The organism is Stenotrophomonas terrae (genome assembly GCF_001431465.1).
Lineage (GTDB): Bacteria > Pseudomonadota > Gammaproteobacteria > Xanthomonadales > Xanthomonadaceae > Stenotrophomonas > Stenotrophomonas terrae.
The window spans coordinates 1-26,880 of sequence record NZ_LDJJ01000086.1 but is presented as its reverse complement, the minus strand read 5'-3'; the positions used below and the strand labels follow the sequence as shown (position 1 = coordinate 26,880).

Sequence of the window (26,880 nt, the reverse complement as noted above, 5' to 3'; positions counted from 1 at the left end):
TTCTGACGCAGCTTCAGTTGTGTATAAGGTCCTGGCCGAGCATGGCTCGGCTCTACAGGTGAAGCTTCCCGGTAATGCCTCTGCCGAGCATGGCTCGGCACTACATGGCCGCCTCAATTCCTGAATACCCCCTCGCCAGCGCGACACTGCGTCGCACCTGCCCCCTGCCATCGGCGGCCAAATAAGGGTAAAATGTCGCGCTTCCCCACATCTACCGGGCACGCCGATGCTGCGCATCCAGGCTGAAGCACTAACGTACGATGACGTTTCTCTCGTCCCCGCTCACTCCATCGTTCTGCCTAAGGACGTTGACCTCGGCACGCGGCTGACGCGCGACCTGCGGTTGAAGTTGCCGATTGTCTCGGCTGCCATGGATACCGTTACCGAAGCACGTCTTGCCATTGCCATGGCACAGATCGGCGGCATCGGCATCCTGCACAAGAACCTGAGCGTCGAGCAGCAGGCGGCCGAAGTGGCCAAGGTCAAGAAGTTCGAGTCCGGCGTGATCCGCGACCCGATTACCGTTGGCCCTGAAACCACGATCCGCGACGTACTGGCACTGACCCAGGCGCACAACATCTCCGGCGTGCCGGTGGTGGGCAGCGACGGCCAGCTGGCCGGCATCGTCACTCATCGTGACATGCGCTTTGAAACCGAGCTGGACGATCCGGTCCGCCACATCATGACCAAGAAAGATCGCCTGATCACGGTCAAGGAAGGCGCGGCCTCGGATGAAGTGCTGTCGCTGCTGCACAAGAACCGCATCGAAAAAGTACTGGTGGTCAATGACGCGTTCGAACTGCGCGGCCTGATCACGGTCAAGGACATCCAGAAGAAGACCGACAACCCCAACGCTGCCAAGGACGCCGCAACGCGCCTGCTGGTGGGTGCTGCGGTTGGCGTGGGTGGCGACACCGATCGTCGCGTCGAGGCGCTGGTCGCTGCCGGCGTAGACGTGCTGGTGGTGGACACCGCGCACGGCCATTCGCAGGGCGTGCTGGACCGCGTGCGTTGGGTGAAGAAGAACTTCCCGAACGTGCAGGTTGTCGGCGGCAATATCTGCACTGGCGAAGCCGCACTGGCGCTGCTCGATTGCGGTGCCGACGCGGTCAAGGTCGGTATCGGCCCGGGCTCGATCTGCACCACCCGCGTGGTCGCCGGTGTCGGCGTGCCGCAGATCACCGCGATCGACCTGGTGGCCGAAGCGCTGCAGGATCGCATCCCGCTGATTGCTGACGGTGGCATTCGTTATTCCGGTGACATCGGCAAGGCGCTTGCCGCCGGTGCATCGACGGTGATGATCGGTGGCCTGCTGGCCGGCACCGAGGAATCGCCGGGCGAAACCGAACTGTTCCAGGGCCGCTCCTACAAGAGCTACCGTGGCATGGGTTCGCTGGCGGCAATGGAGAAGGGGTCCAAGGACCGCTATTTCCAGGACGCGGCTACCGCCGACAAGCTGGTGCCCGAAGGCATTGAAGGCCGCGTGCCGTATCGCGGCCCGGTTGGCGGCATCATCCACCAGCTCATCGGTGGCCTGCGCGCGACCATGGGTTATGTCGGTTGCGCCACCATCGAAGAAATGCGCACCAAGCCGAACTTCGTCAAGATCAGCGGCGCCGGCCAACGTGAGAGCCACGTCCACGACGTGCAGATCACCAAAGAGCCGCCGAACTACCGCGCTTGATGCGGTAAGCAGAAGAGGAACGTGGACCTGGTCCCGTTCCTCTTTCTCTATCCGCCTTTTGTTTTGCATCGCCTCCCGTTTTCATTGATCACTTGCCGGGCTTTATGACCAACATCCATAACGACAAGATCCTCATCCTCGATTTCGGCGCACAGTACACGCAGCTGATCGCGCGTCGCATCCGCGAGTTCGGCGTCTATTGCGAAATCTGGGCCTGGGACCACGATCCGGCCGAGATCGCCGCCTTTGGTGCCAAGGGCATCATCCTGTCCGGCGGCCCGGAAACCACCACGCTGCCAGGCGCACCGGCTGCGCCGCAGGAGGTGTTCGACAGCGGCCTGCCGCTGCTGGGCATCTGCTACGGCCTGCAGACCATGGCCAAGCAGCTGGGTGGGGGCACCGAAGCCGCTGACCAGCGCGAGTTCGGCCATGCTGAAGTGAAGCTGCAGGGCAACGATGCGCTGCTGGGCGGCCTGTCCGACCACAACGGCGAACCGCGTCTGGATGTGTGGATGAGCCACGGCGACCACGTTACCCACGTGCCGCCGGGCTTCGCCATCACCGCGGTGACCGATCGCATTCCGGTGGCCGCAATGGCCAACGAGGAAAAGCGTTGGTACGGCGTGCAGTTCCACCCGGAAGTGACCCACACCAAGCAGGGCTCGGCGCTGCTGAAGCGCTTTGTCACCGATATCTGCGGCTGCGCCACCTTGTGGACCGCTGCCAACATCATCGACGACCAGATCGCCCGCGTACGTGAGCAGGTTGGCAGCGATGAGGTCATCCTCGGCCTGTCCGGCGGCGTTGATTCCTCGGTGGTAGCCGCGCTGCTGCACAAGGCCATCGGTGAACAGCTGACCTGCGTGTTCGTCGACACCGGCCTGCTGCGCTTCCAGGAAGGCGACCAGGTCATGCAGATGATGGCCGACAACATGGGCGTCAAGGTCGTGCGCGTGAATGCGGCCGACCGTTACTTCAAGGCACTGGAAGGTGTCAGCGATCCGGAAGCCAAGCGCAAGGTCATCGGCAACCTGTTCGTCGAGATCTTCGATGAAGAATCGAACAAGCTCAGCAATGCCAAGTGGCTGGCGCAGGGCACGATCTATCCGGACGTGATCGAGTCGGCCGGCAGCAAGACCGGCAAGGCGCACGTCATCAAGAGCCACCACAACGTGGGCGGCCTGCCGGCGGACATGAAGCTCAAGCTGGTTGAGCCGCTGCGCGAACTGTTCAAGGACGAAGTGCGTCGCCTCGGCGTCGAGCTTGGTCTGCCGCGTGCGATGGTCTATCGCCATCCGTTCCCGGGCCCGGGCCTGGGCGTGCGCATCCTCGGCGAAGTGAAGCGTGAGTACGCCGAGCTGCTGGGCAAGGCCGATGCGATCTTCATCGAAGAACTGCGTGCTGCTGACCTGTACGACAAGACCAGCCAGGCGTTCGCGGTGTTCCTGCCGGTCAAGTCGGTGGGCGTGGTGGGCGATGCACGTGCGTATGAGTGGGTGATCGCACTGCGCGCAGTGGAGACCATCGACTTCATGACCGCGCATTGGGCGCACCTGCCGTACGACTTCCTCGGCCGCGTCTCCAACCGCATCATCAACGAACTGCGTGGCGTCTCGCGCGTGGTTTATGACATCTCCGGCAAGCCGCCGGCGACGATCGAGTGGGAGTGATCCCGCTGCTGGGCTGCGATTGCAGCCTGCGGTGAAACAAGAAGCCCACGTCCTGCGTGGGCTTCTTGTTTACAGGCTCGCAATACGCGGCATATCTTCGGTACAACCGATGCTGCGGGAACACGGTAGTGCCGAGCCATGCTCGGCAGAGGCATTGCCGGTGTCGCCCAATTCCGCGCCATGCCTGGCGGTTGGATTGCGGGTACCGCCCTTTGCCGAGCATGGCTCGGCACTACCAGAGGCTATCCGCTGCTCCGCAATCAATACGCGGGGCGCTGATCTCGGCTATCAACGAAAGGTGACGTTCACCGTGGCCGTTGCCGAGAAGGGCCCCAGCGCCGGCCTCTCATCCATCCAGTACATGGCCGCCCGAAATTCATGGAAGGTCATGCTGTTGTTTGCCGTGCCGAGGGGAATGGACTTCTTCATCTGTATGTAGCGCTCGGTGCTTTTGGGGTCGGACAATACGATGCCAAAGTTGTCATTTTTGCGCGGCATGATGACCATGCCTTCAAACAATCTGTTCGTTGTATCGAAGGTCGCGACCAACATTTGCTGGTTGCACTGGTTGCCTGCGTTGGCGTGTGTCATGTCGACCACGACCCAGAAGGGCATCCTATTGGTTTCGCCAATATGAATGGTGGAGCGGATGATTTTGCCGAAATTGATGGTGCTTCCTGCGTTGCCCATGATCCGTATCTCCGGATTGCAGGCGACGAAACGGATATGGCCCAGGCCGCCTATTCCTGCGCGGTAATTGGAGCGCGGGGCGGAGTTCAAGCCGCCATCACCGTCGACCTGGAACAGATCGTAGGTTCGGTTGCCGTTGATCAGGCCGTTGGCTGGCGGTGGGAAGCCTGTGGCTTTGATGTAGATCGAGAAGGTAATGCCGAGAACGTTGGAGGTGGCGCAGCGCTTTGCTTTGGAATGATTCCAGTATTTTTTGCAGTTGGGGCGGTTAGCAGGCAGTCGCGTGCCGGCCCCGACCAATAGCCGTGCCGAACCACCGCTGATGCGGTAGTCGGTGTTGTCGATGGTCACCCCGACCTCGATGGAAGGGTGGATCTGGGCGACGGTATTGTCTGGATCCCAATAAAAGAAAGCGTACTCACCTTCGGGTGTGGACTGCGCGTCCAGGCAACGGAAGCTGATGCTGTATTCCTCCGAACGCCACAGCAGTCTGCCGCGTACAGCATCGCCGCGCGAAATGGTGATGTCGTTCTGCAGGTTGATCTGCTGGTGTACTGCCTCGGAGAATGATTCCTTGCAGGACATTGCTGCTGCGGCCTGTGGCAGGAGCAGCATCAGCAGCAGGGACAGGTTTCGAATCAGGTAGGTCATGGTCGATCTCGGGGAAGCGCTGCGGATTGGGTGCACTGCAGGTCCACATTTCGGTAGCCCTGGTGCTTGCTCGTGGTGGCGGGTAGGCGCAGCGAGGCCAGGTGCAGTTCACAGGCCTGGTAGGTTTCCTGTCCCCAGCGCACCGACAGGCTGTCATCGGCGCGCACGCCACTGACGAACAGGGCACCGTCGGGGCCGGCCACGCCGCGTTTGTGGCCCTGCTTGTCGAACACGCCAGCGCCCATCGGTACACGCTTGCCGTTGCTGAGCCGGGAGTGGATCATCAGGTTGTTGCCGCGCCGCGTATCGAAATGCATGCGAACCAATGCGCCACGGGTTGGAACCACGGTTCCATTGATTCTGCTGGCATCGATATCGCCGCCGAGATCGTCGCTGCGCAAGGCCACGCGGTTGTTGCGATAGGCGGCCACGCCGGAAATGACGCCATACCCCCGGCGGTCCAGTCGAACTCCGGTCCGGTTCTCCAGGCCTATGCCGGCACCGTCGGTGGCATGGACAAGCACATTGCTCGACTGCAGCGACTGCGCCAGGGTGAGGCCGCCAGCATGGACTACCCAGGCGCCACTGGCGCCCCAGTTGAGCTGTTGGTAGTCGCGGGCCTGGGTGGCGCCGAAGCTGAGGTATCCCTTGCTGCCGGTGTAATTGGCATTGAATGCAGCGGAGCCGCCCCGTTCGGAGCGGCCAAGGTTCAAACCGTAGCCGAGCTTTTCGCCATGCAGGGCCGTGCCGTTGATTCCGGTCTGGTAATTGGCGCCTGTGCGGAGGGAATGGCTGTAGGCTGTGCTGGCATTGGCACGCGCGGCGCGCTTGCGGCCAAGCGGGACGGTAACCGACAGCCCGAGGCTGCGGTCGCTGCCACCACGGCGGGCACGGGTGTCTCGAAAAAACAGGCTGTAATTGGCCCTGCCCAGGCGGCCGTTGAAACCCAGGTGAAGATTGCGTTCGCTGGTATCTGATCCCCAGTAGTTCTGGCTGTTGTAGCTGAGGTTGAGTGAATAGTCGTCGAGGATGCGTTGGTCCACCGCCACCTCGAGGTGGTTGCGCTTGTTCTGGTAGCGCGCGCTTGTTATCAGTTGCCGTGCAGGTGGACGCTCATCCGGCAAGCCAGGTGGGCGACTGTCGTCGGTATCCAGATCATGGTCCCAACTTTCGTAGTGATCATTGCGCCACTGCTCACGCTCGTTGGCTGCGTCGCTGAGGTCGTAATAGCCCGATGTGGAATAGCGGTGGCCGACCAGGCGGAATTCGGTGCCATGGGTGTTCAATGACTTGGAGTACAGGAAGCGGTAGCTCTGGCCACTACGGCTACCACCAGCGGCAAGTTGTGTGCGGGCGTGGCTGATGTCGATCGAAGCGGAGCCGAAGCTGCCCAGGTCGTGCGCCACGCCAAAGGCGATGGATTGGTAGTTCTCGGCCAGCAGCACGCCGCCGTAAGGGGTTGCGCTGGAACGCAGGCCGCGTGCAAGCGTGGCCTGCACAAACCTTGGCTGGTAACGTTCCTCACCGTTACGCAGGGTGCCGGCATTGAATTCATAGTGGGTCAGGCCCGGCCGTAGCATGGTCTCAACGGCGGAGAATGCCTGGCGGTGGCGCTGTAGCGAGCCGTCGGCCCCGATCACCGAGACTTCCAGCTCCCCGCTCATGCGGCTGGGAACGATGTCCTTGATCTCGAAAGGCCCGGGCGCAACATTGATGGAGTGGATAAGCTGCCCGTCCTGTCGCACCTCGACGCGGCCGCCGCTTGCGGCCATGCCGCGTACCACGGGTGCGTAGCTGCGTTGGCTGAAAGCGAGCATGTCGTCGTCGTTGGCTAGCCTTGCGCCACGGAAGCGCACGCTGTCGAAAACGCCGTACGAGGTGTAGGTGTCGCCGAGGACCAGCCGGCTGCGCTGAGAGCCAAGATCGGTTTCGGCGCGCAGACTGCGAGAGTGCCATTGCGTGCGATTGGCGGCGCTGCGCTCACTACTGGTGCGGTTGAGGTTGGCACTATGCCGCAGGCGCCACATGCCCAGGTTCAAACCGCTGTTGATCGAGGCGAACAGGTAGTCACTGGTGCCGGCGTGGTCTTGCCGGTCATGTGAGCCGGTGATGGCATATTCCAGCAACATCGCATTGATGCCCTGGTCGCGCAGCGAACGGCGGATGTAGCCGCGCGGTAACGTTTGCAGATGGACCTGCGGTACCTGCAGATCCAGCCGCTGCTGGTTACCGTTGTAGCTGAGTTTGCTTCCGGGTAGCAGGCTTGGTACCACTTCACAGCTGGGTTGCGCGTCTACCGCCTGGTCGTGGCTGGGTACGCGGATGTTCCAGGACTGCAGGTTTGCGCTGGATAGGCAGGGCTGAACCTCCCCGCTGGGAAGACGCTCGAATGGGATTTGTTCGCGCGCGACTTCGTCGCCATTGAGATAGACCGAGAACAGATACGTGCCGGGCAGCACCGAGCCCGGGTTCGACAGCATGGCGACATCGTCTTCGCTCTGCGCGCCGCGCAGGAAGTCGAGGTTGAATTGTGGTGCCGCTACCGCACTACCAATACCCAGGGTATTGAGTGCGACGGCGAGCGGTGCCAATCGAGGGACAAGACTATCCCTCCGCAGGGTGGCGCGGATTGTGCGAAGCATGGTTGGGCTCTTTGACGGAGGCGTCAGCGCGTCAGGGCGACGTCTGCAAGCTCGGTGGTGCCGCCGAAGTCATTGATGTAGGAAAAGCGCAGCAGGCTGCTGTCGTGCAGATCAAGCGTTGCGGCAGGAACGCTCATGGACTGGCCTGGTGCAAGCATGTCCAGGTCGACCTTCTTGTCGGGCCCCGCTGTTGGCTGGCCTTGCAGCTCGGCAAAGGTGATATGCAGGGGACCGGGGTTGCTCACCTGCAGCTGGCTGCCAACCAGGCGCCACTGCAGCGCCCGCGCGGTTTCGTCCAGATCGGCTTCGACTGCGGTGGGGCGATAGAACAGTTTGATACGGGTGCGGATGGCAACCTGCAGTACGTTGCTGGCTTCGGAACGTGGCGGTATTTCCTGCACATTTATCCAGAGGAGCGACTCCTTGTCCTGCGGCAAGCCATTGCCCGAATAGATCGCGCGGAGCACGGCCTGTTCGCCTGCGGACAGTTGCGTCAACGGCGGGGTCAGTAGCATTGGCAGGGCTTTGCCCTCGGCCATGGCCTCGCCGTCGTCGAGCCAGGCCTGCACCATGTAGGGCAGCGTGCTGCGATTTGTCAGGGTGAGCGCGGCCGATGCAGCGTTGCCGCTGTATATGACGCGGGTGGTCTCCACGTGCACCGCGGCGCGCGCAGTTTGGATGCCGCCGGCAATGACGAATAGCAGTCCTGCCAGCAGAAGCAGGGCAGGGCGATGGAGAGGGTTGGCATATGGGGGCATTGGAAGAGGCTTGCTACCAGGAGGGACAGGTGGGCAACAGTGCTGCCGGGCATTGCCGGCAGCACTGGGCTTGCTTAGCGGTACTCGATGGAGAACGTTGAGCTGGCGTCTGCTGCGCCGGCACCCACAGTCTTTGCGAAGGACTTGTAGCGGGCCTTCAGGTTGACCGTGGCAGTGCCATCGTTGCCGGAGGGTTCGGTGGTAACGATGGATACGACAGCCGGGTCCGTGATGTTCTGATTGATCGGGAAGACCTTGTCGCTGTTGTCGAGAATTTCGATGCCTATGCCGGCGGCGGCGCTGACGGCCAACAACTCCGGGTGGCCCGGAGGGGCGATGCCGTCAAAGCGCAGGGTGTAGGTGCCGGCGGCACAGTTCTGCAGGCCGATGCTGAAGCTCTTGGGAGCGGAGACGTCGCCGATCTTCTTGAACAGGGAGGTCGGGTATTTGCCGATGGTGACGGTCTGATCGATGCTGGCCGTGGTGACGTCACAGGTGGACTGTACGATCTCGCCCTTGAAGTTGACCGTGCCCGATGCCGCTTGCGCGGAGGAGCACAGCAGGGCCGACAACGCCAAGGTGGCAGCGCCCATCTTCAGAGCCGTGGGGGTTTTACGCTTCATGGGTATTTCCTTTCGAAGTGTTGATGCGAAGGCACGGTGATTCCGTCGCCTCGGGGGTGAACAGTCGGGAATGCGCTGGCAAGGCCGGCGCATGCCTGCACTGAACAAGGTGATGCGCAAGGAGGGCGCCCATTGGGGCGGATGGTGCGAAGGCCGTCGGGCATGCAACCACCCACGGAGTAAGCCCGTCGGGCAGCAGCAATGCGTTGTAGAGGCGGCGAAGTGATGTCCTTGCGGCAGTAAACAAGCTGTAACCAAGCAGGTGTACAGTCTAGAAATGCTTGCCTGCGTTGTTCAGCGGGTTTGTTCGCCCTGCCTCATTGCGGTTTCACTCGTTCGCTCACTCTCGTATCGCCTATGTGGATGTAGGACAACCGCCTGCGGCTACTGGTCTGTGCGCGTGAGCGCTGCAATGGAAGCGCCAATGTTTTTCTGCTGCATGCACTCACACACTTTGTGCGAAAACGCTGCAGGCCTACGGTTTCGCTTCTGCCCGAACAAGCCATGCATACGGGCTGCGGCGTGCGTGCACGCCAAGGATGTTGCAGTACGCCGCCTGGCAATGGCCGGGCGAGGGTGAGCAACTAGCTTGGCTTGCGGGTTGCAGGATTCAAGACAGCAGCGGTGTGCTGGCCTGTCCGCAGAGGAGCGTGATGCAGGCATCGCAACTGGAATTCATCCATCACTCGCGGCAACGTGAGCATCGCTTGTGTCGTGCGAAGTTGGCATGCAGCGACTGCGGCTATTGCCTATGCAGATCCGTGCCTGGAATCATCGGATGTTGGCGGTTTCATTTGCGCATGAATCTGCAATCCGGCATGGGCCTGGTTGTGACGGCAACGGCGCGGGCGTGACCACCCTGTGTAAACCTAGCCCTCGCGCGCGAGCTCGCCATGCTGCTCTGCCACCAGCGCCAACCAGGCCTGCGCGGCAGCGGAGAGATAGCCGCCGCGGCGCCAGGCCAGGGCCATCTTCCAGTCCAGTTCCGGCTCATCCAGCGGCACCAGCACCACATCTGGTCGCAGTCTTGCCTGCGCGATCATCCGAGGCAGCATTGCCACGCCCAGGCCGGCGGCGACCAAGGCGACGATGAAGTCCGGTTGCGCACTGCGGCTCACCTCACGCGGGGTGAAACCGCGCGCCATGCAGGCCTGGATGATGCGGCGGTTGAGCATGAAGCCTTTTTCGAACAACACGAATGGAACCTCGGCCAGATCCTGCAGTTGCAGACTGGCGCGTGCTGCCAGTGCATGGTTGGCTGGCAATAGCGCGACCAGCGGTTCGGTGCGCACTGGTTGCCAGTCCAGGTCGTCGGCGACCGGCAGCAGGCTGGCGGCCAGTTCGATCTCGCCGGCGCGCAGGCTTTCCTCCAGCGCCTCGCTGCCGCGTTCCAGCACGCGCAGTTCGATCTGCGGGTAGCGTTGGCGGAAACTGGCGAAGACGGGGGCAAACAGCACATCGCTGCCCAACGAGGCCAGGCCCAGGTGCAGTTCGCCGCGCTGCAGGCCGCGCAACTCCTGTAGCTCGCGCAGCATGTCTTCGCGCTCGCCCAGCAAGGCCAGGGCACGGCGGTAGACAATCTGGCCGGCCGGGGTCAGTCGCACACCATGCCGCGAGCGCTCCAGCAGCACTTCGCCCAGCTCGTCCTCCAGCTGTCGGACCGCCTTGCTGAGCGTGGGCTGGGTGGTAAAGACCGCCTCGGCGGCAGCGGTGAAGCCGTCGTGGCGGACCACTTCGACCAGCATGCGGAGCTGTCGGATGTCCATTCTTATTTGGAATCCATTGGATGAATTGAATTCATTTTAATTATGGATGGTTACGGCGTACATAGGAAGGCATGGAAATGTTTCTGCTCTCGTTGCGCCGCGGTCGCCTGGGTTTGAAGCGCCGCGTGCGCCGCAGCACCTGGCTGCAGATTGGCGTGCTGGTTGCCATCTGGCTGCTGGCCGACGGCCTGATGCGGGCCCTGGGGCTGCCGGTGCCGGGCGGCATCGTCGGGCTGGTTGTGCTGCTGCTGGCGTTTGCCCTGCGCTGGTTGTCGCCGCGCTCGTTTGCGCAGGGCGCGCAATGGCTGGTTGCCGAAATGCTGCTGTTCTTCGTGCCCGCGGCAATGATCCTGCTCGACAACCGGCAGATGTTCGGTTGGCTGGGGCTGAAGTTGTTGTTGGTGGTGGTTGGCGGCACCGTGCTGGTGATGGCGGCCACTGCACTGACCGTGGAATGGCTGTTCCGTCGGAGTCAACGTAATGAACATTGAAGCCCTCATCACCCATCCGGCGCAGCTGCTGTGGCCGCTGTTCTGGGCCGTGGTCACGGTGGGCGCCTATGTGTTGGCAAAGGGGTTGTATCGACGCGTCCAACAGGGCTGGGCATCGCCATTGATCACCGCACCGCTGGTGTTGCTGGCGCTGGCGCTGCTGCTGCATGCCAACTATCACGACTACCTGCGCGGCACGCATTGGCTGATGGCGATGCTGGGGCCCGCCACGGTTGCCTTTGCGGTGCCGATCTACGAGCAGCGGGCATTGATCGCGCGGCATTGGAAGGTGCTCGGCGCCGGCGTGCTGGTGGGCAGTGTCACGGCCATCACCGCGGCCTGGTTGATGGCCAGCGCGCTGCACCTGTCGCCTGAGTTGCGGCTGAGTCTGGCGCCGCGTTCGGTGACAACGCCGTTTGCGATGGACGTGTCCGGGCGCATTGGCGGCATCCCCGAATTGACCGCGGTGTTCGTGATCATCACCGGCATCTGCGGCTCCTTGTGTGGCCAGCTTCTGCTGAAGCTGTTGCCGGTGCGCAGTGCGATGGCGCGTGGTGCACTGTTCGGCATGGGGGCGCACGGCATGGGAGTGGCCAAGGCACGTGAGTTGGGCGAAAGCGAAGGGGCAATCGCCGGCCTGGTGATGGTGATGGCGGGCTTGGTGAACGTTGCCGCAGCGCCGTTGTTGGTGGCGCTGCTGTAGTTGCCGGCTTACTCGCCGGGCTTGGCGGCGGCGATCGGGGCGTGCGTTGCCGCACGGCGCGCCAGCACCGCTTCACGGTGGGCGATATAGGCATTGGAGCCAAGGATGATCAGCGCGCCGATCACCGTCCAGCGGTCCAGTGTCTCGCCGAACAGCAGCCAGCCCATCAGCACCACCAGCGGCAGCTGGGTGAAGCTGATCGGGGTGAGCGCTGACACTTCGCCCAGCTTCAGTGCCCGGGTCCAGAACAGTTGGCCGATGGTGCCAAGCACGCCGGTGGCCACCAGCCATAGCCAGGCGATTCCGGTTGGCCAGACCCACACGAACAGTGCCGGTATCAGCGACAGCGGTACCCAGAACACATAGGTGTAGAGCACCACGGTATCGGGCCCGTCAATGCGGGTCAGCTGTTTGATCTGGATTGCGACCAGCGCGCTGAGCACGGCCGCGGCGACCGCGACCAGGCTGCCGAGTTCAAAGCCATGCGCGCCCGGCCGCACGATCACCAGCACGCCGATGAAACCGACGATCACGGCTGCCCAGCGGCGGAAGCGGACTTTCTCGCCCAGCCACAGCACCGCGGCGATGGTGACGAACAGCGGCGTGGAATACGACAGCGAAATGGCCTGCGACAGCGGCAGGTGGCCGATGGCCCAGAACCCGCACAACATCGAGGCCAGGCCAATCGCGCTGCGCAGGAAATAGCGCGGCAGTTGCTGGGTACGCAAGGGCGCGTGGCCGGGGCGGATCAGCATGGGCAACAGTGCCAGCAGGCCGAAGCTGTTGCGGAAGAACGCCACTTCCTGGGTTGGCACGTAGCGGGTGGCCAGGCGGATGGCCACCGCCATCAGGCCGAAGGCCATGGCGCTGCCGAACATCAGCAGGGCGGCGCGCATGGCGATGGAGCGGGGTGCAGCCAAGGCAGTGTTCACCAGCGGGCGCCGACCAACCTGGGCTCGGGTTCAATGGGTACGCCGAACTTCTCGAGCACAGCGGCCGAGACGCGCCGTGCAAACGCCAGCAACTCGGCGCCGCCGGCGTTGCCATGGTTGACCAGCACCAGCGCGTGATTGGGGGACACGCCGGCATCACCGTCGCGCTGGCCCTTGAAGCCGGCCTTTTCAATCATCCATGCCGCCGATACCTTGCGGTTGCTGTCGCCATTGCCGGGGAAAACCGGCAGCTCGGGATAGTGCTGCAGCAGCACGTCGACCTGTTCCAGCGGCAGGATGGGATTCTTGAAGAAGCTGCCGGCATTGCCCAGTACATCCGGGTCGGGCAGTTTGCGCCGACGGATGGCGATGACCGCGTTGGCGACATCGGCCGAGACCGGGAGTTCAATCCCCATGGCCTGCAGTTCCTCGCGGATGCCGGCGTAGTCCAGCTGCAGCTCGTGCAGCAGTGGCAGGCGGAACTCCACGGCGGTGATCAGATAACGGTCGGCCTCGTGCTTGAACAGGCTGTCGCGGTAGGCGAACTGGCAGGCGTCCTGGTCCAGGCGTACCCAACATTGCTGCTGACGGTCCCAGGCTTCGACGGTCTGGATGAACTCGCCAACCTGGACGCCATAGGCACCGATGTTCTGAATCGGCGCGGCGCCGACCGTGCCGGGGATCAGGGCGAGGTTCTCCAGCCCGGACAGGCCTTCGTTCAAGGACCACATCACCAGTTCATGCCAGATCACCGCCGCGCCGGCGCGGACAATGGTGTGATCGGCACGGTGTTCCAATGCGCTGATCTCGCGGTTTTCGAATACCAACACCACGTCTTCGGGGTCGGCGGCCAGCAGCACGTTGCTGCCGCTGCCGAGCACCAGCAGGTCGGCGTCGGCTACTGCTGCCAATGCCTCAGGCAGCGCAGCGGGGTCGGCGACACGCAGCATGCGCGGTGCGTGCGCGTCGACGTGGAAGGTATTGAGGTGGCGCAGCGATGCGTTTTCGGTCAGCGACCAGGCAGGGGTGGCAATCGTCATAGCGGTGCGACGGCGCCTCCCGACGGGGACTCGCGGCGGCGACGGATGGCATCGACACAGTCGCCGATCAGGCCCGGACCCTTGAAGATCAGGCCGCTATAGCACTGCACCAGGGCAGCGCCCGCTGCCATCTTTGCAACCGCATCGGCACCGGAGCTGATGCCGCCCACGCCGATCAGTGGCACCGATTCGGGCAGGCGTGCGCGCAGGCGCCGCAGTACCAGGGTGGATTGGCCGAGCAGCGGCGCGCCGGACAGGCCGCCGATTTCCTTGGCCAGCGGGTCGGCTTCCACCGTGGGCCGGCCGATGGTGGTATTGGTGGCGATCACGCCATCCACACCCAGTTCGCCGAGCACGCGCGCGGCAGCGTCGATGTCGCGGTCGCTCAGGTCCGGCGCCACCTTGACCAGCATCGGCACGCGGCGGCCATGCTTGGCGGCCAGCTGCTCCTGCGCTTCGCGCAGGCCGGCAACCAGGCGCCGCAATGCTTGTTCTTCCTGCAGCTCACGCAGGCCGGCGGTATTGGGCGAAGAGATGTTGACGGTGATGTAATCGGCCAGCGGGTAGACCTTTTCCATGCAGATCAGGTAGTCGGACAACGCGTCTTCATTGGGCGTGTCCTTGTTCTTGCCGATATTGATGCCGAGCGGGCCGGGGCGGTGCTTGACCGCCTCCACGTTCTTCACCAGCGCATCGACGCCGAGGTTGTTGAACCCCATGCGGTTGATGATGGCGTTGTGACGCGGCAGGCGGAACAGGCGCGGTTTGGGGCTGCCTGCCTGGGGACGCGGGGTGATGGTGCCGATTTCGACATAGCCAAAGCCCAGTGCAAACAGGGCTTCAATGTGCTCGCCGTTCTTGTCCAGGCCTGCAGCCAGGCCAACCGGGTTGGGGAAATCCAGGCCAAACACGGTGGTGTGGAGCGGCTTGATGCGGCCGGCAATCAGCGGCGTGGTGCCGGTGCGCCAGGCCAGATCCAGCGCGGACAGGCCCAGGCCGTGCGCGCGCTCGGCATCAAGGGTGAACAGGAAGGGACGGGCAATGGAATACATAAGCTCAGTTCAGCGTGCCAACAAAGGCGCGGGTTTGGTACTCGAAGGCGACCTTGCCATCGACCGCATGCGCGTCGAACAGACGCTGCAGGGCCTCCAGCATGGGCGCATGGCGGGGATGACCGGCTTGCGGTGCATAGGAGGAGGACAGCAGGCGACCACGCAATCCGTCGTAGTCCAGATGCTGCACATTGGGCAGATGCACCAGGCCGCGCAGGCCGTCGCCGAACCAGTCGCGCATGGTCTGGTCGTCCTGGTAGCGCTCGGCAACTTCGGTGTAGTCGGTGCCGTAATCCAGCAGCAACTGCTCATAGCCGGCCAGGAACGGCGAGGCGTCGAGCAGGCGCGAATTCCAGTACACCAGCGCCAATCCGCCCGGACGCAGAATGCGCGCCCATTCGCGGCGCACGGCAGCGGTGTCGAACCAATGGAAAGCCTGTGCGGCGGCGACCAGGTCGATGCTGTTGTCGGCCAGCGTTGTGGCCTCGGCGGTGCCGGCCACCAATTGCAGTTGCGGATAGTCCGATTGCAGCCATTGCTGCGCGGCGGTACGCATCGCGGCATTGGGTTCCACCGCGGTCACCGGATGGCCGGCGGCGAGGAACAGCTCGGTGGAAATGCCGGTGCCGGCGCCGATATCGGCGACCAGGGCAGAGCGGGGCAGGCCGATATCCTCATGCAGCCAGCGCAGCAGCGTGGACGGGTAGCCCGGGCGATAGCGGACATAGTCCGCTACCCGGCTGCTGAAACGTTCGGTTGAATCGGATTGCCCCATGCCGGCCTCAGGAGTTCAGTGCCGCGATGCCAGCCAGGCCACCGAAGAACACGATGATGGCTATGAAGAAGATGATGCCGATCAGCCACAGTGCGGTGGCGAGCCAGCCCAGTACCAGCCCGGCCACGGCCAGGCCGTCGCCTTCCAACTGGCCGTTGCTGCGGCGGATTTCGCCGCGTGCCATATGGCCGAAGATGATCGCGCAGATGCTGCCGATGGCGGGCAACAGGGTCCAGCCGAGGATGCCGGCCACCAGACTGATGACGGCGTAACTGCTGGTCTGACGGGGTGCAGGAATGCTCATCGGAAACTCCGCTTCTGCTGTAGAAAGCCCCTCTCCCGCAAGCGGGAGAGGGGTTGGGGTGAGGGCAGCTTTTACGCGGGCAACCTCATCCCCATCAGTAGCCCCCGTCGAGCAGGGGCATTGCCATCAAAGATCGAACTTGATGCCCTGGGCCAGCGGCAGCGAATCGGAGTAGTTGATGGTGTTGGTCTGGCGACGCATATAGACCTTCCACGCGTCCGAGCCGGACTCGCGACCGCCGCCGGTGTCCTTCTCGCCACCGAAGGCGCCACCAATCTCGGCACCGGACGTACCGATGTTGATGTTGGCGATGCCGCAGTCGCTGCCGGCTGCCGACAGGAACTTCTCGGCGGTCTTCAGGTTCTGGGTGAAGATCGACGAGGACAGGCCCTGCGGCACGCCGTTCTGCATGTCGATGGCTTCGTCCAGGTTGCTGTACTTCATCACGTACAGGATCGGGGCGAAGGTCTCGTGCTGGACGATTTCATCGCTGTTCTTCAGGCCGGTGACAATGGCAGGCAGCACGAAGTTGCCGGCACGGTCGATGGCGGTGCCGCCGGTCTCGACGGTGCCGCCGGCCGCCTTGGCCTTGGCGATCGAGGCCAGGAACTGCTGCACGGCTTCCGGGCTGTTCAACGGGCCCATCAGGTTGGCCGCGTCGGTCGGATCGCCGATCTTGCCTTCCACCTGCTTGTAGGCCTTGATCAGCGTAGCCAGCACGTTGTCGTAGATGGATTCATGCACGATCAGGCGACGGGTGGTGGTGCAGCGCTGGCCGGCGGTACCGACCGCGCCGAACACGATGCCCGGCACGGCCAGCTTCTGGTCGGCGGTCTCGTCCATGATGATGGCGTTGTTGCCACCCAGTTCCAGCAGGCAGCGGCCCAGGCGCTGGGCGACCTTCTGGTTGACGGCACGGCCGACCTGGGTGGAGCCGGTGAAGGAGATCAGCGGCACGCGGCGGTCGTCGACCATCTTCTCGGACAGGGCGGTGCCGGCGTCGTTGATCAGGAAGAACAGGTTCGGGAAACCGCCGTCCTTGAGCGCGTCATTGCAGATCTTCATCGTCGCAATGGCGGTCAGCGGGGTCTTGTTGGACGGCTTCCAGATGCAGATATCGCCACAGATGGCGGCCAGGAATGCATTCCAGCTCCACACCGCAACCGGGAAGTTGAAGGCCGAGATGATGCCGACCAGGCCGAGCGGGTGGTATTGCTCGTACATGCGGTGGCCGGGGCGCTCCGAATGCATGGTGTAGCCGTACAGCATGCGGCTCTGGCCCAGTGCGAAGTCGGCGATGTCGATCATCTCCTGCACTTCGCCGTCGCCTTCGGGCTTGGACTTGCCCATTTCCAGGGCGACCAGCGAGCCCAGTGCGTCCTTGTGCTTGCGCAGTGCTTCACCGCACAGGCGTACGGCTTCGCCACGGCGCGGGGCCGGGGTAGTGCGCCATACCTTGTAGGCTTCCTGCGCACGGGCGATGACGGTTTCGTAATCAGCCTCGGTGGTGGCCTGGACCTCGGCGATCACTTCGCCGGTGGTCGGGTTCTGTGGCTTGAGGACGCCCGCGCCAGTTGCGGCGGACCATTCCCCGTTGCCCATGTAGGTGCCAGCGTTGGTGGCATCCAGAGCCAAGGCCTTGAGCAGCTCGGAAGACATTCAAACTCCTGTTTCTTAACGTGATTTTGGCGCCGTCGGAAACTGCGGGTGGGGCGACGGAGTGAGTACCACATAGTATCAGAGTGAACCGATTGGCCCCGTGCGGGCTGGTCTGGGGTTTGTCGCCGGCCGCAGTGGGCGGCGACGGCAGCGGGCAGGGCTGATTTCGGGACGGCGGGAGCTGTCACTGACGGCCGTTTTCAGCCATATTCGCCACCCTTGGTTGGGGCTTCCCCGGTTTGAACAGGAAAGACAGATGAACGTGAAGATTTCGGATGGGGTAGTGGTTGGCAACAACCTGCCTTTCGTGCTGTTTGGCGGCCTGAATGTGTTGGAGGACCTGGACTCCACGCTGTATGCCGCCGAGCGCTACGTGGAGGTCACCCGCAAGCTGGGTATTCCGTATGTGTTCAAGGCCTCGTTCGACAAGGCCAACCGCTCCTCGATCACCTCCTTCCGCGGCGTCGGCCTGGAAGAAGGCCTGCGCATCTTCGAGCAGGTCAAGCAGCGTTTCGGCGTGCCGGTGATCACCGACGTGCATGAAGTCGCCCAGGCCGCTCCGGTGGCCGAGGTGGTGGACGTGCTGCAGATTCCGGCCTTCCTGGCCCGCCAGACCGATCTGGTGACCGCCATCGCCCGCACCGGCCGTGTGGTCAACATCAAGAAGCCGCAGTTCCTCAGCCCGACCCAGATCAAGCACATCGTCAGCAAGATCCGCGAAGCCGGCAATGAGCAGATCATCCTGTGTGAGCGAGGCGCCCAGTTCGGCTACGACAACCTTGTGGTGGACATGCTCGGCTTCCGCGAGATGATCGAGGCGACCGGCGGCTTGCCGGCCATCTTCGATGTCACCCACAGCCTGCAGCGCCGCGACGCCGGCAGCGAAGCCTCCGGCGGACGTCGCCGCCAGGTGGTGGAGCTTGCCCGTGCCGGCATGGCGGTCGGCATCGCCGGCCTGTTCCTGGAAGCCCACCCGGACCCGGACAACGCGCGCTGTGATGGCCCAAGCGCGCTGCCGTTGGATGTGCTGGAGCCGTTCCTTGCCCAGATCAAGGCGCTGGATGAACTGGTGAAGTCGTTCCCGGTGCTGGATATTGCCTGATCTGCGGGAACTGCAAGGCCGGCTGCCTGATTTGGCGGCCGGCCTGTTGGAAGTTGGGCGCCAAGGCCTTTCGCGCTGCCTTGCTCCAGTGCTGCCAGGGGCGAAGCGTTAGGCTTGGCTGGGGAACCACTGCGGTGGATTGCGGTGCCAGCGCCAGGCGCTTTCAATGATGGGCTCCAGCTCGGTCCATTGCGGCCGCCAGCCTAATTGCGCGCGCGCTTTGCAGCTGGATGCAACCAGGCTGGCGGGGTCCCCGGCGCGACGCGGTGCTACTTCATAGGGGATGCTGCGACCAACCACAGCGGCCGCCGTGGAAATGACTTCGCGTACTGAAAAGCCTTGGCCATTGCCCAGATTGAACGCGTGCGCCCCTGGGTTCTCATCCATGAAATCCACGGCAAGGGAATGCGCTTGCGCGAGATCCTGCACGTGCACGTAATCGCGGATGCAGGTGCCATCGTGGGTGGCATAGTCGTGGCCGAAAACTTTCAGCATGCCCCCGGTGCCGAGGGCTGAACGCAGAACGTTGGGGATCAAGTGGGTTTCGCAGGCATGTGCTTCACCAATGCCGTGTTCGGGTAAGGCGCCAGCAGCATTGAAATAGCGTAATGCCACCGAGTGCAATCCGTATGCCTGTGCAGCATCGGCGAATATCCGCTCGCTCATCAATTTACTCGCACCGTAGGGGTTGATCGGAACCTTCGGGTGCTCTTCATCCATGACGTCGTGAATTGGGTTGCCGAAAATCGCCGCCGTTGAGGAGAACACCAGTTTGTTCACGTCATGACGCCGCATTGTCTCCAGCAGATTGAGTGTGCCGGTAACGTTGTTTGCGTAGTAATCATAGGGTTTCGTGATCGATTCCCCTACCAATGAGCGCGCACAGAAATGCATCACAGCGTCGAAGCGCTTGCGACGGAATACCTGCTCCAAGGCAGGAGCGTCGAGTAGATCGGCCTCAATCAGTTCTCCCCAATGCACGGCCTGCCGGTGACCGCTGGATAGATTGTCCAGGACGGTGACCGTGTGCCCTTGCGTGGCAAGCCATTGCGTCATATGGCTGCCGATGTATCCGGCACCGCCGCAGACCAGGATTGAGCGATTGCGCGTGGTTGCGCCCGCCGGCGGAGTACTGCAGGGCGAAGTTATCGGATGATCGCGCATAGGGATTGGGTGCTGAAGATGGATGGGGTGTTTACGAGCGCGAGAAAGAGCGAATGCCCGCCAAGGACGCATGGCGTGAAATTCGGCTACTTCTTGAAAACACCGAGCAGGTAGCCTTCATCCACTACCAGGAGCGCAGATATGCCGCGCTCGTCCATGCGCTCCAGAGCGGTCTGGACGCGGCAATTACTGTTGATGGTCGCGGGATTGGCGGTCATCAGGTCCTCTGCTTTCCTGTCAAAGAAAGTAGAGCCATAGCGCGCGACGCCTCTGCGCAGATCTCCATCGGTGATGATTCCCCAGCCCACATCGCATTCCACGATGGCAAGACCAAGGTTGGATCGGGTGATGGTCTGCAGCACGTCAACGGCGGGCATGTCTGGGCTGATCAGGGGCAGATCAGCGCGGGCCATTTCATGCTCCACACGCTGTAGCAAGCGTCGACCCAAGGCACCTCCCGGATGGAATCTTGCGAAGTTTTCGGGTTTGAACTGTCGCGCTTCCATCAGCGCGACCGCCAGCGCATCACACATGGCCAATGCGGCTGTTGTTGATGCTGTTGGTGCAAGTTGAAGGGGGCAGGCTTCTTCGCGAACGGCTACGTTCAAGTGGAAAGATGCGGTTTGAGCGAGGACTGAAGTTGGGTCTCCGGTTATGGCGACAAGCTGATTGCCGTTGTCTTTCAGAAAAGGAAGCAGTTTGATGACTTCCTTGGTTTGCCCGGAGTTTGATATCGCCACAAATACGTCATTGGCTGTAACCATGCCGAGGTCGCCGTGGAATGCTTCGGCGGGGTGCATGAAGAATGCCGGGGTGCCCGTACTGGCGAGAGTTGCCGCCAACTTTCGGCCTATGATTCCGGACTTTCCCATGCCGCATATGATTGTCCGCCCAGGCGTTGCGAGAATCGCATGCACGGCGTTTCCAAAATTGGCGTCCAATTTTTCTGATAGTGCAGAAATTGCTTGGGCTTCTATCTGGAAAACGCGTAAAGCAGTCGCGTTTGCTGATCGGGTATCTGGGGTGCGCATCCTTGGTCCTTGTAGTCCACGCCAGCAGACACCCGGTGACTCATGGCGCGGTCTTTGGTCTACAAGGCGTTCTCACGCCGAAAGTGGCGATTGCACGCTGCATGACATCATTCGGGCGGCAGGAAGAAAATAGGATTCGTCCTGAAAATTAGGCAGCCGCAGTCTTGCACGTGGAACTGGGTGGTACTCACCACGTTTGTATGCGTAGGCGGGAACTCGAAGAAGCGCTTGGGCCAATCGCGCTCAATTCGTTGCCCGAAGTCGAGCGCGTGTGTGTAGCTGCTCAACAATCTGTAGTGGTATTGGAGCATTTCCAGAATCAAAAAAGTCAACGTCGAGAAGATAGCTCATGACATAGTTCGGAAGCATGCTTTGGTCGATTTGCGCATAGATGCTTTTGGCGAGGAAACAGGTGGTCTTGCCGAGGATCTTCGCTTCGAGTCCGACGGTTGAATTTATCGTGTAGACCGAGTCGGCGCCCTCAATCAGTTTCGTTGTATTGCAGTCGGATATCTCGACGCGATCCTCCAGCTTTGCTTCGGCAATAGCCGCACCGATGTAACGGGTGTCAATTTCGGCCGGGTGGGGCTTTATCACGATGCGAGTCGGGCATTCGGAGGAAATTTTTTCAAGCGCCTGGATGTTGTTCAATTTGCTGTTCAAGAGAAGCTGTGTGTCACTTGAAACCTGCATTGGAAAGAAAACATAGTTTCCCGTCGGTATCGATACGGGTCGACGCTGACGGCGGCTTTGAAAGCAGGATCTGAACTGCGAGCCGATTTTGTCCAATGCGGCCGCCCAACTGAAATGGCGGTAGCCAAACAAGAGCGCGTGGACTGCATCGGTGACGTGTTGGATGCCAAGCTGGCGTGCGGTAGTTGCCTGGGGTGGGGCGTGCAAATGCTTTCGCTGTTGAATGAACGAGTCGCGCCACTGTGGATATGCGTCGAGGTCGCCTTGGAAGCGATTGAGTAGTGAGGGCTCAGAGAACAACAAGGCTTGGGCATTTGTACCTTTCGGATCGGCAAATATCTTCCCAGGAAGATTTGATATCTCCATGAAAACAACATGGCAGCCGCTATCTTGCTGGAACTGTCGTGCAGCCTCGCCCATGACCGTGGCACCGTTCCATACGAAGATGGTGGTCTCATCGGCGGTAGCCGCGTATTGCTTGATCGAGTCAGCAATGGCCTGCTCTACGGATCGAAACAAGTTGAGACAACGGCGTTGTGGCATGCAGCCCAGCGCTCGCTCCCTGGTGCGCGAGAGGTCAAATTTCTTTCGTCCACTTCGTGCTGACAGCAGGTGGATATGGGTAAGGCCCGTGCGGCTTCCTTCCTGAGCGCGAACGGAGTGGACGGTGCTTATGATGTGATGCGTGCGAGTAGGGTCCGCAGCGATGAGTCGTTGGAAGAAGTGGCCGGCGTTGCGGTAGTCGACGAGATAAATGCTATGCATGGCGGTGATGAGGAGTTAGCTGGGGCCTGTGGTGTCCGAGCGCTCGCTGCTGAATATGACAGCCAACGCGAGGAGCATCCAGAGCGAGGAGACAAGCACGCCATACTTGAAAAGCAGTGCTACGAGGGTTGCGATGAGTAGCCGAGGCTTGCGACGCAGCGCGGCGACCAGCGTTGCAGCGAATACTCCAAGACCTGCGACACCCGTGGTGAATAGTAGATAGATATAAAATGACGAGTCGCGGACGTGATAGCCGGATAGGCCTGTATGTCCTATCGGCGCATTCTCATTCCAGAACATGCCATTTCCGAACAGGCTGTCAGCCAACGCTTGTGACTTGATATGGTCGACGACCAACAGCCTTGACGCGATCGCATCGTAGTCAACCGAATCGACGACCCTGCGTTCGTAGATGGTCATGCTGATCGGCAGCAGCGCCACGATGATGCTGAGAAGTGCAAGTTTGATGAAGCGCTGACCTTTGCATGAGATCAGCAATAGCAGTGCTCCAGCCGCGGTGATCACCATGCCAGCGACAGATAGACTCAGGAACGACGTCATGGTGCCTACTGCCACGGCTGTCGAGATACGGCGCTCATGCAGGCCCAGCATCAGGGCGATAGGGAAGACAGACATGCTGTAGAAGGAGGGCTCGGAGAACAAGCCGCTGGCGCGGATTCCGATTCCAAGACCCTCCAACGAGCGACTGGTTGAAATTGTCAACGCATAATCCTCGCGGACTAGGTTGTTGAAGTCGAGTAGTTCGCCGGTGGCTATGTGGTAGCCAAGCTGGGCGACAAAGAAGGCCGAATGGATGAGAACGAACTGATGGGCAGCGCGTGCTATCTGCGGGATGCCGATGCTCCGTGCATAGACAAGAAGAACCCAGAACATGTTCGAGATGCCAAGGTACTTCAATAGATAGGGCGGGTGGATATCGCCACGTACTGCAAAGGCAGTAAGAAATGAGCTGGATAAGAGATAGGAGATTGCTAGTGTGGGCGTTATTCTGGGTTTTGGACGAGGGCGGGCGGTGATGACATATATGAAAAAGAACAGCGCTGACAGCACAGCAGCGCGATAGCTGAAGGTGACCAAGGTGAAGCAGACCATGCTCAAGCTCAGCCATATCGTTGAGACTGAGGCGCCGCTCTCAGGCGCTCGCATTGAGAAGGTCTTCCATCTGCTGGCCGTAGCGTTGTGCGCTGAAGCGGTGTGATGCCAGGTGCTGGGCGCGTTGTGCGATGGCCGCAAGCTGGATGGGATCCTCTGTGATCTTGCGCAGCAGTTTGATGGCCTCGTCCGCGTCCTGGTATAGCCAACCGGTGCTCCCGTGGTCGATACAGTCGCGGTTGCCGGAACAGGCGCTCGCAAATGTCGGGATCTGCGCCATTTGTGCTTCTATCAGCGCTACAGGAAGTCCTTCCCATTGTGAAGTTGAGAGAAATGCAGATGCTGATTGAAGTTCGTCGATCACCTGCTCGCGCGTGCGCCAGCCGGTAACTTCGACGCCGCTGGCCTCAAGCTGCATACGCATCTTGGGCTCTCCATCTCCCAGCCACAGGAAATGAAGGGGCAAGTTCTCAGATTTCGCTTTTTGTGCTATCTCAGCAAAAAGAGCCGGGTTCTTCTGAAGTCTAATCTGGCCCGCATTGATGACGGTGCGTGGTCGTGTCTTGCATATGGAGCCACTTCGCATCAGTTTTGGAACTGCGTTCTCAATCAGAACGCAATGGCTTCCAGGCAGGCTCCGCTCTATGCAGGTTCGTTCACTTTCCGAGCATGCTAGGTAGGTTGCTGCGCGGACGCTGGCGACCTTCTCCAGGGCAATGAAGACAGATTTTTTTACTATGCCGAGGTCACCGCGCATGAATGATATGCAGTGCGGGATGTAGAAGATCTTGCAACTTCCAAGAATGTGATAGGTGGCGACTCTTCCCAGGAAACCTGCAAAGGAAGAGTGCAGGAAGATGGCATCGGGCCTCAACGTCCCGAGAGCTGAGCGCAGGCGCGCAATCGCGCGTGGCCAATTGCGTAGCCCATGCATGGGAATACATTGAAGATTCGCCTCGAGCGGGAAGCATTCTTCGATTTTCTCAGGAGTTTCCGGTCTGCGCGAGTAGACGATGGTGACCGAGTGACCGCGAAGTATCTGCTGCTGCGCCAACAGCGTGACCATTGAAAGGGTGCCCGTGGCAGTGGCCTCTACCACATGGCAAATGTGTTTTTGCTTTTTATTGGAAGGCATCGAGGTAGAAATTCGTCAATTGCATGAATCGTTGTTGTGCGCGCGGGCATGCTTCCTGATCAGTTGCATCATGCAGCCGTAGCTAAGCATGTAGTGCAGGCAAAGCAATGCGGAGTACAGGACGGTTACGTGCTTTATTGACCAGCCGAACAGACTGGCTGAGGCGAACACTCCAGTCACGATCAGGAACCGGCTTGCGTTCAGCTGCAACAGCAGTTGTTGTGCTCTAAGTACACTCAATGCATGCGCCACTGGTGCGGAAACGAACTGGAACGCCATGGATACGGAGAGAATCTGTGCAATTTCGCCAGCGAGTCTCCACGTTGAGCCGAATATGAACTCGAACAACCATGGGCCGGCCAGTAGAAGGATTAGGGTTGGCAGGAAGACAAGAGCGACCAGGGTCCTGGTGACCTCGCCTGTGATTGCCATGATTTGCGAAGGCTGCTTGCGACCAATGATTGAAATCTTGGCGAGATATACGTTTCCCATCGAGTTGGCGAGCAGGTTGATGGGCAGCGAGAGTGCGGTGAGCGCAAGCGCGAGCTGGCCCGCCCCCGATAAACCAAAGACCCTGGGTGCCAACAAGGCCGGCGCATGGATAGTCGCCATGGTCAAAAATTGCGACGGCAGTTGATAGCGTGGCATCTCACTGAAGTGCGCAGCTACAAGTCTCATTCTTGAGCGACGAACGTAACGAAGGTTCTTGTTGGCTATCGTCGCGAAGGATTTGATTAGTGGCCCGTTTCCCCCCGCGAGCTGCAGCAGGTGCCCCAGCAAGAGGCCTAGGGGTTTGAACTGCAGAGCACCAAGCAGCGTCTTTGCAACACTGCCTACCAAGCCCTGTTGCGCCTGGCTGACCGCAAGTTGGCCGAATTGCTGCTTGCGGGTTGCCCACAGCGTCAATATTTCGTGACACGCGGTAAGTGCGGTTCCTGCAATGATGAGTGGCAGGTATGGGATGAGTGCACTCAACGACGTATAGGTCAATAGCGCGGGACCAACTACATAGGCGGTAGCGGTAGCCACTGGCGTATAGATCGAAAGAACAATCAAGGCGAGGCACGTCACTACGAGTGCTGTTGAATCACGCCGGGGCAACGGTATCGCGCAGACGTAGCGCAAAGTGGATAGCGTAGCTGCCAACGCAACAAGCGCAGAGAAAGCAGCGAGCATCCCAAGGTGTTCCGGCTTGTAGAGCCGTGCGATGACCGGTATGGCGATCAATGCCGCAAGTTTCCCAACGGCATTGCCACCGGCGAGCTTCAGCATCGCGAGCCGAAGACTGCCGTGTTTGCTGTCGGGGCGCTGTTGGTCTTCGCCGGATAGTTGGCGATGACCGCGAGTGTGCGGCGTGTTCATCGGTTGGCGCGAGCGGCCGGAAGAAAATTGAGGCGCGATTCGCTCCGGTTGCCAGTTCGCTCGACCAGGATTGAGCTGTGATCAGTACGCATTTTTGTGAACGAAGCCTTTGAACAGCGTAAGCAGGATCACTTTCAGGTCGAACCAGAGCGACCAATTCTCGATATAGAAGAGGTCGCATTCGATGCGCTTGTGCAGATCAGTGGAGCCGCGCCAGCCATTGACCTGGGCCCAGCCGGTAATGCCGGCCTTCACCATGTGCTTCTTCATGTACGCGGGAATTTCGTGCTTGAACTGGTGTACGAATACCGGCCGCTCCGGGCGCGGACCGACAATCGACATATCGCCGCGCAATACATTCAGGAACTGCGGCAGCTCGTCCAGGCTGGTTTTTCGCAGGAATGCACCAACTTTGGTGGCGCGGGTCTCACCGGCCTTGGCCCACACAGCACCAGTGCCGGTTTCAGCATCTACCGGCATCGAGCGGAACTTGAGCATCTGGAAGGTGCTGTTGTTCCAACTCATGCGTTCCTGGCGGTAGAACACCGGGCCGGGGGAGCTCAGCTTTACAGCGATCGCGATTGCGAGCATCAGCGGCGAAATCATCAGCAGGATCAGGGCAGCCAGCAGCCGGTCTTCCAATGCCTTGAACAGGCGAGCGCGCCCCTGCAGCGGCGTCTGTTGCAGATTGATCACGGGCAGGCCCGCCAGCTGCTCTATTGAATGATTGAGCAGGTGAATGCCGAACATGTCGGGAACGAATTTGATGTCGGCCGTTGCGTGCTGCAGTTGGCTCAATGCCAGCGCGATCTGCGTTTCATCGCGCATCGGCAGCGCGATCCAGACCTGGTCGATGGCATTGCTTTCAACATAGCTTCCCAGATCGTCCAGGGTGCCGAGCAGTTTGGTTGGGCCTTCGATGACGCAGCGGTCGGCGCGGGTCGAGAACCAGCCATGGATGGTGATGCCGGCCCAACTGTTCTCACGCAGCGTGTCGATGATCTTCTGCGTATCGGGCGTAGCACCCACCAGTACGGCGGTGCGCAGGTCGCTGCCGCGCGCGCGCGCCCAGGCA

Annotated in this window: 23 protein-coding genes; 5 read left to right on the top strand and 18 right to left on the bottom strand. The window is 61.2% G+C overall.

The window, feature by feature from the left end; all coding sequences use genetic code 11:
* Positions 1-226: 226 nt before the first annotated feature.
* A complete protein-coding gene (gene guaB / locus ABB27_RS18390) occupies positions 227-1,684 on the top strand; it encodes an IMP dehydrogenase (protein WP_057630664.1) in 1,458 nt (485 codons plus the stop codon).
* Positions 1,685-1,788: 104 nt separating this feature from the next.
* Positions 1,789-3,354 carry a glutamine-hydrolyzing GMP synthase gene (gene guaA / locus ABB27_RS18385; RefSeq protein ID WP_057630662.1) on the top strand — a complete coding sequence of 522 codons (1,566 nt, stop codon included), beginning with the start codon at positions 1,789-1,791 and terminating at the stop codon, positions 3,352-3,354.
* A gap of 288 nt (positions 3,355-3,642) precedes the next feature.
* Here guaA and ABB27_RS18380 read toward each other — a convergent pair whose 3' ends face one another.
* The 5 genes from ABB27_RS18380 to ABB27_RS18360 all read right to left on the bottom strand — a co-directional run bounded on the left by ABB27_RS18380 (position 3,643) and on the right by ABB27_RS18360 (position 10,484).
* A complete protein-coding gene (locus ABB27_RS18380; RefSeq protein WP_057630660.1) occupies positions 3,643-4,695 on the bottom strand; it encodes a fimbrial protein in 1,053 nt (350 codons plus the stop codon).
* Positions 4,692-7,337 carry a fimbria/pilus outer membrane usher protein gene (locus ABB27_RS18375; protein WP_083491384.1) on the bottom strand — a complete coding sequence of 882 codons (2,646 nt, stop codon included), beginning with the start codon at positions 7,335-7,337 and terminating at the stop codon, positions 4,692-4,694. The genes ABB27_RS18380 and ABB27_RS18375 overlap by 4 nt, the downstream gene beginning before the upstream one ends.
* 23 nt (positions 7,338-7,360) lie before the next feature.
* Positions 7,361-8,095, bottom strand: a complete 735-nt coding sequence (locus ABB27_RS18370; protein WP_057630657.1) for a fimbrial biogenesis chaperone — start codon at positions 8,093-8,095, stop codon at positions 7,361-7,363.
* Positions 8,096-8,169: 74 nt separating this feature from the next.
* Positions 8,170-8,718, bottom strand: a complete 549-nt coding sequence (locus tag ABB27_RS18365) for a fimbrial protein (protein ID WP_083491383.1) — start codon at positions 8,716-8,718, stop codon at positions 8,170-8,172.
* An 869-nt stretch (positions 8,719-9,587) separates the two neighbouring features.
* Positions 9,588-10,484 carry a LysR family transcriptional regulator gene (locus tag ABB27_RS18360; protein WP_057630653.1) on the bottom strand — a complete coding sequence of 299 codons (897 nt, stop codon included), beginning with the start codon at positions 10,482-10,484 and terminating at the stop codon, positions 9,588-9,590.
* Between the two features lie 77 nt (positions 10,485-10,561).
* On the opposite strand from ABB27_RS18360, the gene ABB27_RS18355 reads away from it, so the two are divergent.
* Together ABB27_RS18355 and ABB27_RS18350 are read left to right on the top strand one after the other, a co-directional pair.
* Positions 10,562-10,975, top strand: coding sequence for a CidA/LrgA family protein (locus tag ABB27_RS18355; RefSeq protein WP_057630670.1), 414 nt, complete (start codon positions 10,562-10,564; stop codon positions 10,973-10,975).
* On the top strand, positions 10,965-11,678 hold the full coding sequence (locus tag ABB27_RS18350) for an LrgB family protein (protein WP_057630651.1): 714 nt from the start codon (positions 10,965-10,967) through the stop codon (positions 11,676-11,678). Before ABB27_RS18355 ends, ABB27_RS18350 begins: the two co-directional genes overlap by 11 nt.
* A gap of 8 nt (positions 11,679-11,686) precedes the next feature.
* Here the strand turns inward: ABB27_RS18350 and ABB27_RS18345 are convergent, their stop codons facing one another.
* The 6 genes from ABB27_RS18345 to amaB form a co-directional block, all read right to left on the bottom strand.
* Positions 11,687-12,574 carry a DMT family transporter gene (locus ABB27_RS18345; RefSeq protein ID WP_057630668.1) on the bottom strand — a complete coding sequence of 296 codons (888 nt, stop codon included), beginning with the start codon at positions 12,572-12,574 and terminating at the stop codon, positions 11,687-11,689.
* 32 nt (positions 12,575-12,606) lie between these two features.
* Positions 12,607-13,650 carry a UDP-N-acetylmuramate dehydrogenase gene (gene murB / locus ABB27_RS18340; RefSeq protein ID WP_057630649.1) on the bottom strand — a complete coding sequence of 348 codons (1,044 nt, stop codon included), beginning with the start codon at positions 13,648-13,650 and terminating at the stop codon, positions 12,607-12,609.
* Entirely contained in the window at positions 13,647-14,702 is a 1,056-nt protein-coding gene (locus ABB27_RS18335) for a quinone-dependent dihydroorotate dehydrogenase (protein ID WP_057630648.1), read from the bottom strand. Before ABB27_RS18335 ends, murB begins: the two co-directional genes overlap by 4 nt.
* A 4-nt stretch (positions 14,703-14,706) precedes the next feature.
* Entirely contained in the window at positions 14,707-15,477 is a 771-nt protein-coding gene (locus ABB27_RS18330) for a class I SAM-dependent methyltransferase (protein WP_057630646.1), read from the bottom strand.
* A 7-nt stretch (positions 15,478-15,484) separates the two neighbouring features.
* Positions 15,485-15,781 carry a DUF4190 domain-containing protein gene (locus ABB27_RS18325; protein ID WP_057630645.1) on the bottom strand — a complete coding sequence of 99 codons (297 nt, stop codon included), beginning with the start codon at positions 15,779-15,781 and terminating at the stop codon, positions 15,485-15,487.
* Between the two features lie 126 nt (positions 15,782-15,907).
* Positions 15,908-17,440: an L-piperidine-6-carboxylate dehydrogenase gene (gene amaB / locus ABB27_RS18320; protein WP_057630643.1), complete on the bottom strand. Its 1,533-nt coding sequence runs from the start codon at positions 17,438-17,440 to the stop codon at positions 15,908-15,910.
* A gap of 256 nt (positions 17,441-17,696) precedes the next feature.
* Here amaB and kdsA point away from each other — a divergent pair, with 256 nt between their 5' ends.
* A complete protein-coding gene (gene kdsA / locus ABB27_RS18315; protein ID WP_057630641.1) occupies positions 17,697-18,542 on the top strand; it encodes a 3-deoxy-8-phosphooctulonate synthase in 846 nt (281 codons plus the stop codon).
* Between the two features lie 108 nt (positions 18,543-18,650).
* On the opposite strand, the gene galE is transcribed toward kdsA, so the two are convergent.
* The 7 genes from galE to ABB27_RS18280 form a co-directional block, all read right to left on the bottom strand.
* Positions 18,651-19,637, bottom strand: coding sequence for a UDP-glucose 4-epimerase GalE (gene galE, locus ABB27_RS18310; protein ID WP_425477554.1), 987 nt, complete (start codon positions 19,635-19,637; stop codon positions 18,651-18,653).
* 155 nt (positions 19,638-19,792) lie between these two features.
* A complete protein-coding gene (locus ABB27_RS18305; protein ID WP_057630639.1) occupies positions 19,793-20,737 on the bottom strand; it encodes a KpsF/GutQ family sugar-phosphate isomerase in 945 nt (314 codons plus the stop codon).
* Between the two features lie 243 nt (positions 20,738-20,980).
* A complete protein-coding gene (locus ABB27_RS18300; RefSeq protein ID WP_057630637.1) occupies positions 20,981-22,195 on the bottom strand; it encodes a capsular polysaccharide export protein, LipB/KpsS family in 1,215 nt (404 codons plus the stop codon).
* Positions 22,196-22,210: 15 nt separating this feature from the next.
* The gene (locus ABB27_RS18295) at positions 22,211-23,308 is read right to left on the bottom strand and encodes a hypothetical protein (RefSeq protein ID WP_152984686.1); all 1,098 of its coding nucleotides are present in this window, start codon (positions 23,306-23,308) and stop codon (positions 22,211-22,213) included.
* A gap of 40 nt (positions 23,309-23,348) precedes the next feature.
* Positions 23,349-24,443, bottom strand: a complete 1,095-nt coding sequence (locus tag ABB27_RS18290) for a glycosyltransferase (RefSeq protein ID WP_083491381.1) — start codon at positions 24,441-24,443, stop codon at positions 23,349-23,351.
* 15 nt (positions 24,444-24,458) lie between these two features.
* The gene (locus ABB27_RS18285; RefSeq protein ID WP_152984685.1) at positions 24,459-25,805 is read right to left on the bottom strand and encodes a lipopolysaccharide biosynthesis protein; all 1,347 of its coding nucleotides are present in this window, start codon (positions 25,803-25,805) and stop codon (positions 24,459-24,461) included.
* An 81-nt stretch (positions 25,806-25,886) separates the two neighbouring features.
* Positions 25,887-26,880 (bottom strand): undecaprenyl-phosphate glucose phosphotransferase (locus ABB27_RS18280; RefSeq protein ID WP_057630627.1); only part of this gene is annotated, 994 nt, incomplete at its 5' end.

What these genes read in the sequence shown, in the direction of transcription:
- guaB (WP_057630664.1), top strand. Translation starts at nt 227, where the DNA reads ATGCTGCGCATCCAGGCTGAAGCACTAACGTACGATGACGTTTCTCTC.
- guaA (WP_057630662.1), top strand. Translation starts at nt 1,789, where the DNA reads ATGACCAACATCCATAACGACAAGATCCTCATCCTCGATTTCGGCGCA.
- ABB27_RS18380 (WP_057630660.1), bottom strand. Translation starts at nt 4,695, where the DNA reads ATGACCTACCTGATTCGAAACCTGTCCCTGCTGCTGATGCTGCTCCTG.
- ABB27_RS18375 (WP_083491384.1), bottom strand. Translation starts at nt 7,337, where the DNA reads ATGCTTCGCACAATCCGCGCCACCCTGCGGAGGGATAGTCTTGTCCCT.
- ABB27_RS18370 (WP_057630657.1), bottom strand. Translation starts at nt 8,095, where the DNA reads ATGCCCCCATATGCCAACCCTCTCCATCGCCCTGCCCTGCTTCTGCTG.
- ABB27_RS18365 (WP_083491383.1), bottom strand. Translation starts at nt 8,718, where the DNA reads ATGAAGCGTAAAACCCCCACGGCTCTGAAGATGGGCGCTGCCACCTTG.
- ABB27_RS18360 (WP_057630653.1), bottom strand. Translation starts at nt 10,484, where the DNA reads ATGGACATCCGACAGCTCCGCATGCTGGTCGAAGTGGTCCGCCACGAC.
- ABB27_RS18355 (WP_057630670.1), top strand. Translation starts at nt 10,562, where the DNA reads ATGTTTCTGCTCTCGTTGCGCCGCGGTCGCCTGGGTTTGAAGCGCCGC.
- ABB27_RS18350 (WP_057630651.1), top strand. Translation starts at nt 10,965, where the DNA reads ATGAACATTGAAGCCCTCATCACCCATCCGGCGCAGCTGCTGTGGCCG.
- ABB27_RS18345 (WP_057630668.1), bottom strand. Translation starts at nt 12,574, where the DNA reads ATGCGCGCCGCCCTGCTGATGTTCGGCAGCGCCATGGCCTTCGGCCTG.
- murB (WP_057630649.1), bottom strand. Translation starts at nt 13,650, where the DNA reads ATGACGATTGCCACCCCTGCCTGGTCGCTGACCGAAAACGCATCGCTG.
- ABB27_RS18335 (WP_057630648.1), bottom strand. Translation starts at nt 14,702, where the DNA reads ATGTATTCCATTGCCCGTCCCTTCCTGTTCACCCTTGATGCCGAGCGC.
- ABB27_RS18330 (WP_057630646.1), bottom strand. Translation starts at nt 15,477, where the DNA reads ATGGGGCAATCCGATTCAACCGAACGTTTCAGCAGCCGGGTAGCGGAC.
- ABB27_RS18325 (WP_057630645.1), bottom strand. Translation starts at nt 15,781, where the DNA reads ATGAGCATTCCTGCACCCCGTCAGACCAGCAGTTACGCCGTCATCAGT.
- amaB (WP_057630643.1), bottom strand. Translation starts at nt 17,440, where the DNA reads ATGTCTTCCGAGCTGCTCAAGGCCTTGGCTCTGGATGCCACCAACGCT.
- kdsA (WP_057630641.1), top strand. Translation starts at nt 17,697, where the DNA reads ATGAACGTGAAGATTTCGGATGGGGTAGTGGTTGGCAACAACCTGCCT.
- ABB27_RS18305 (WP_057630639.1), bottom strand. Translation starts at nt 20,737, where the DNA reads ATGCGCACCCCAGATACCCGATCAGCAAACGCGACTGCTTTACGCGTT.
- ABB27_RS18300 (WP_057630637.1), bottom strand. Translation starts at nt 22,195, where the DNA reads ATGCATAGCATTTATCTCGTCGACTACCGCAACGCCGGCCACTTCTTC.
- ABB27_RS18295 (WP_152984686.1), bottom strand. Translation starts at nt 23,308, where the DNA reads ATGGTCTGCTTCACCTTGGTCACCTTCAGCTATCGCGCTGCTGTGCTG.
- ABB27_RS18290 (WP_083491381.1), bottom strand. Translation starts at nt 24,443, where the DNA reads ATGCCTTCCAATAAAAAGCAAAAACACATTTGCCATGTGGTAGAGGCC.
- ABB27_RS18285 (WP_152984685.1), bottom strand. Translation starts at nt 25,805, where the DNA reads ATGAACACGCCGCACACTCGCGGTCATCGCCAACTATCCGGCGAAGAC.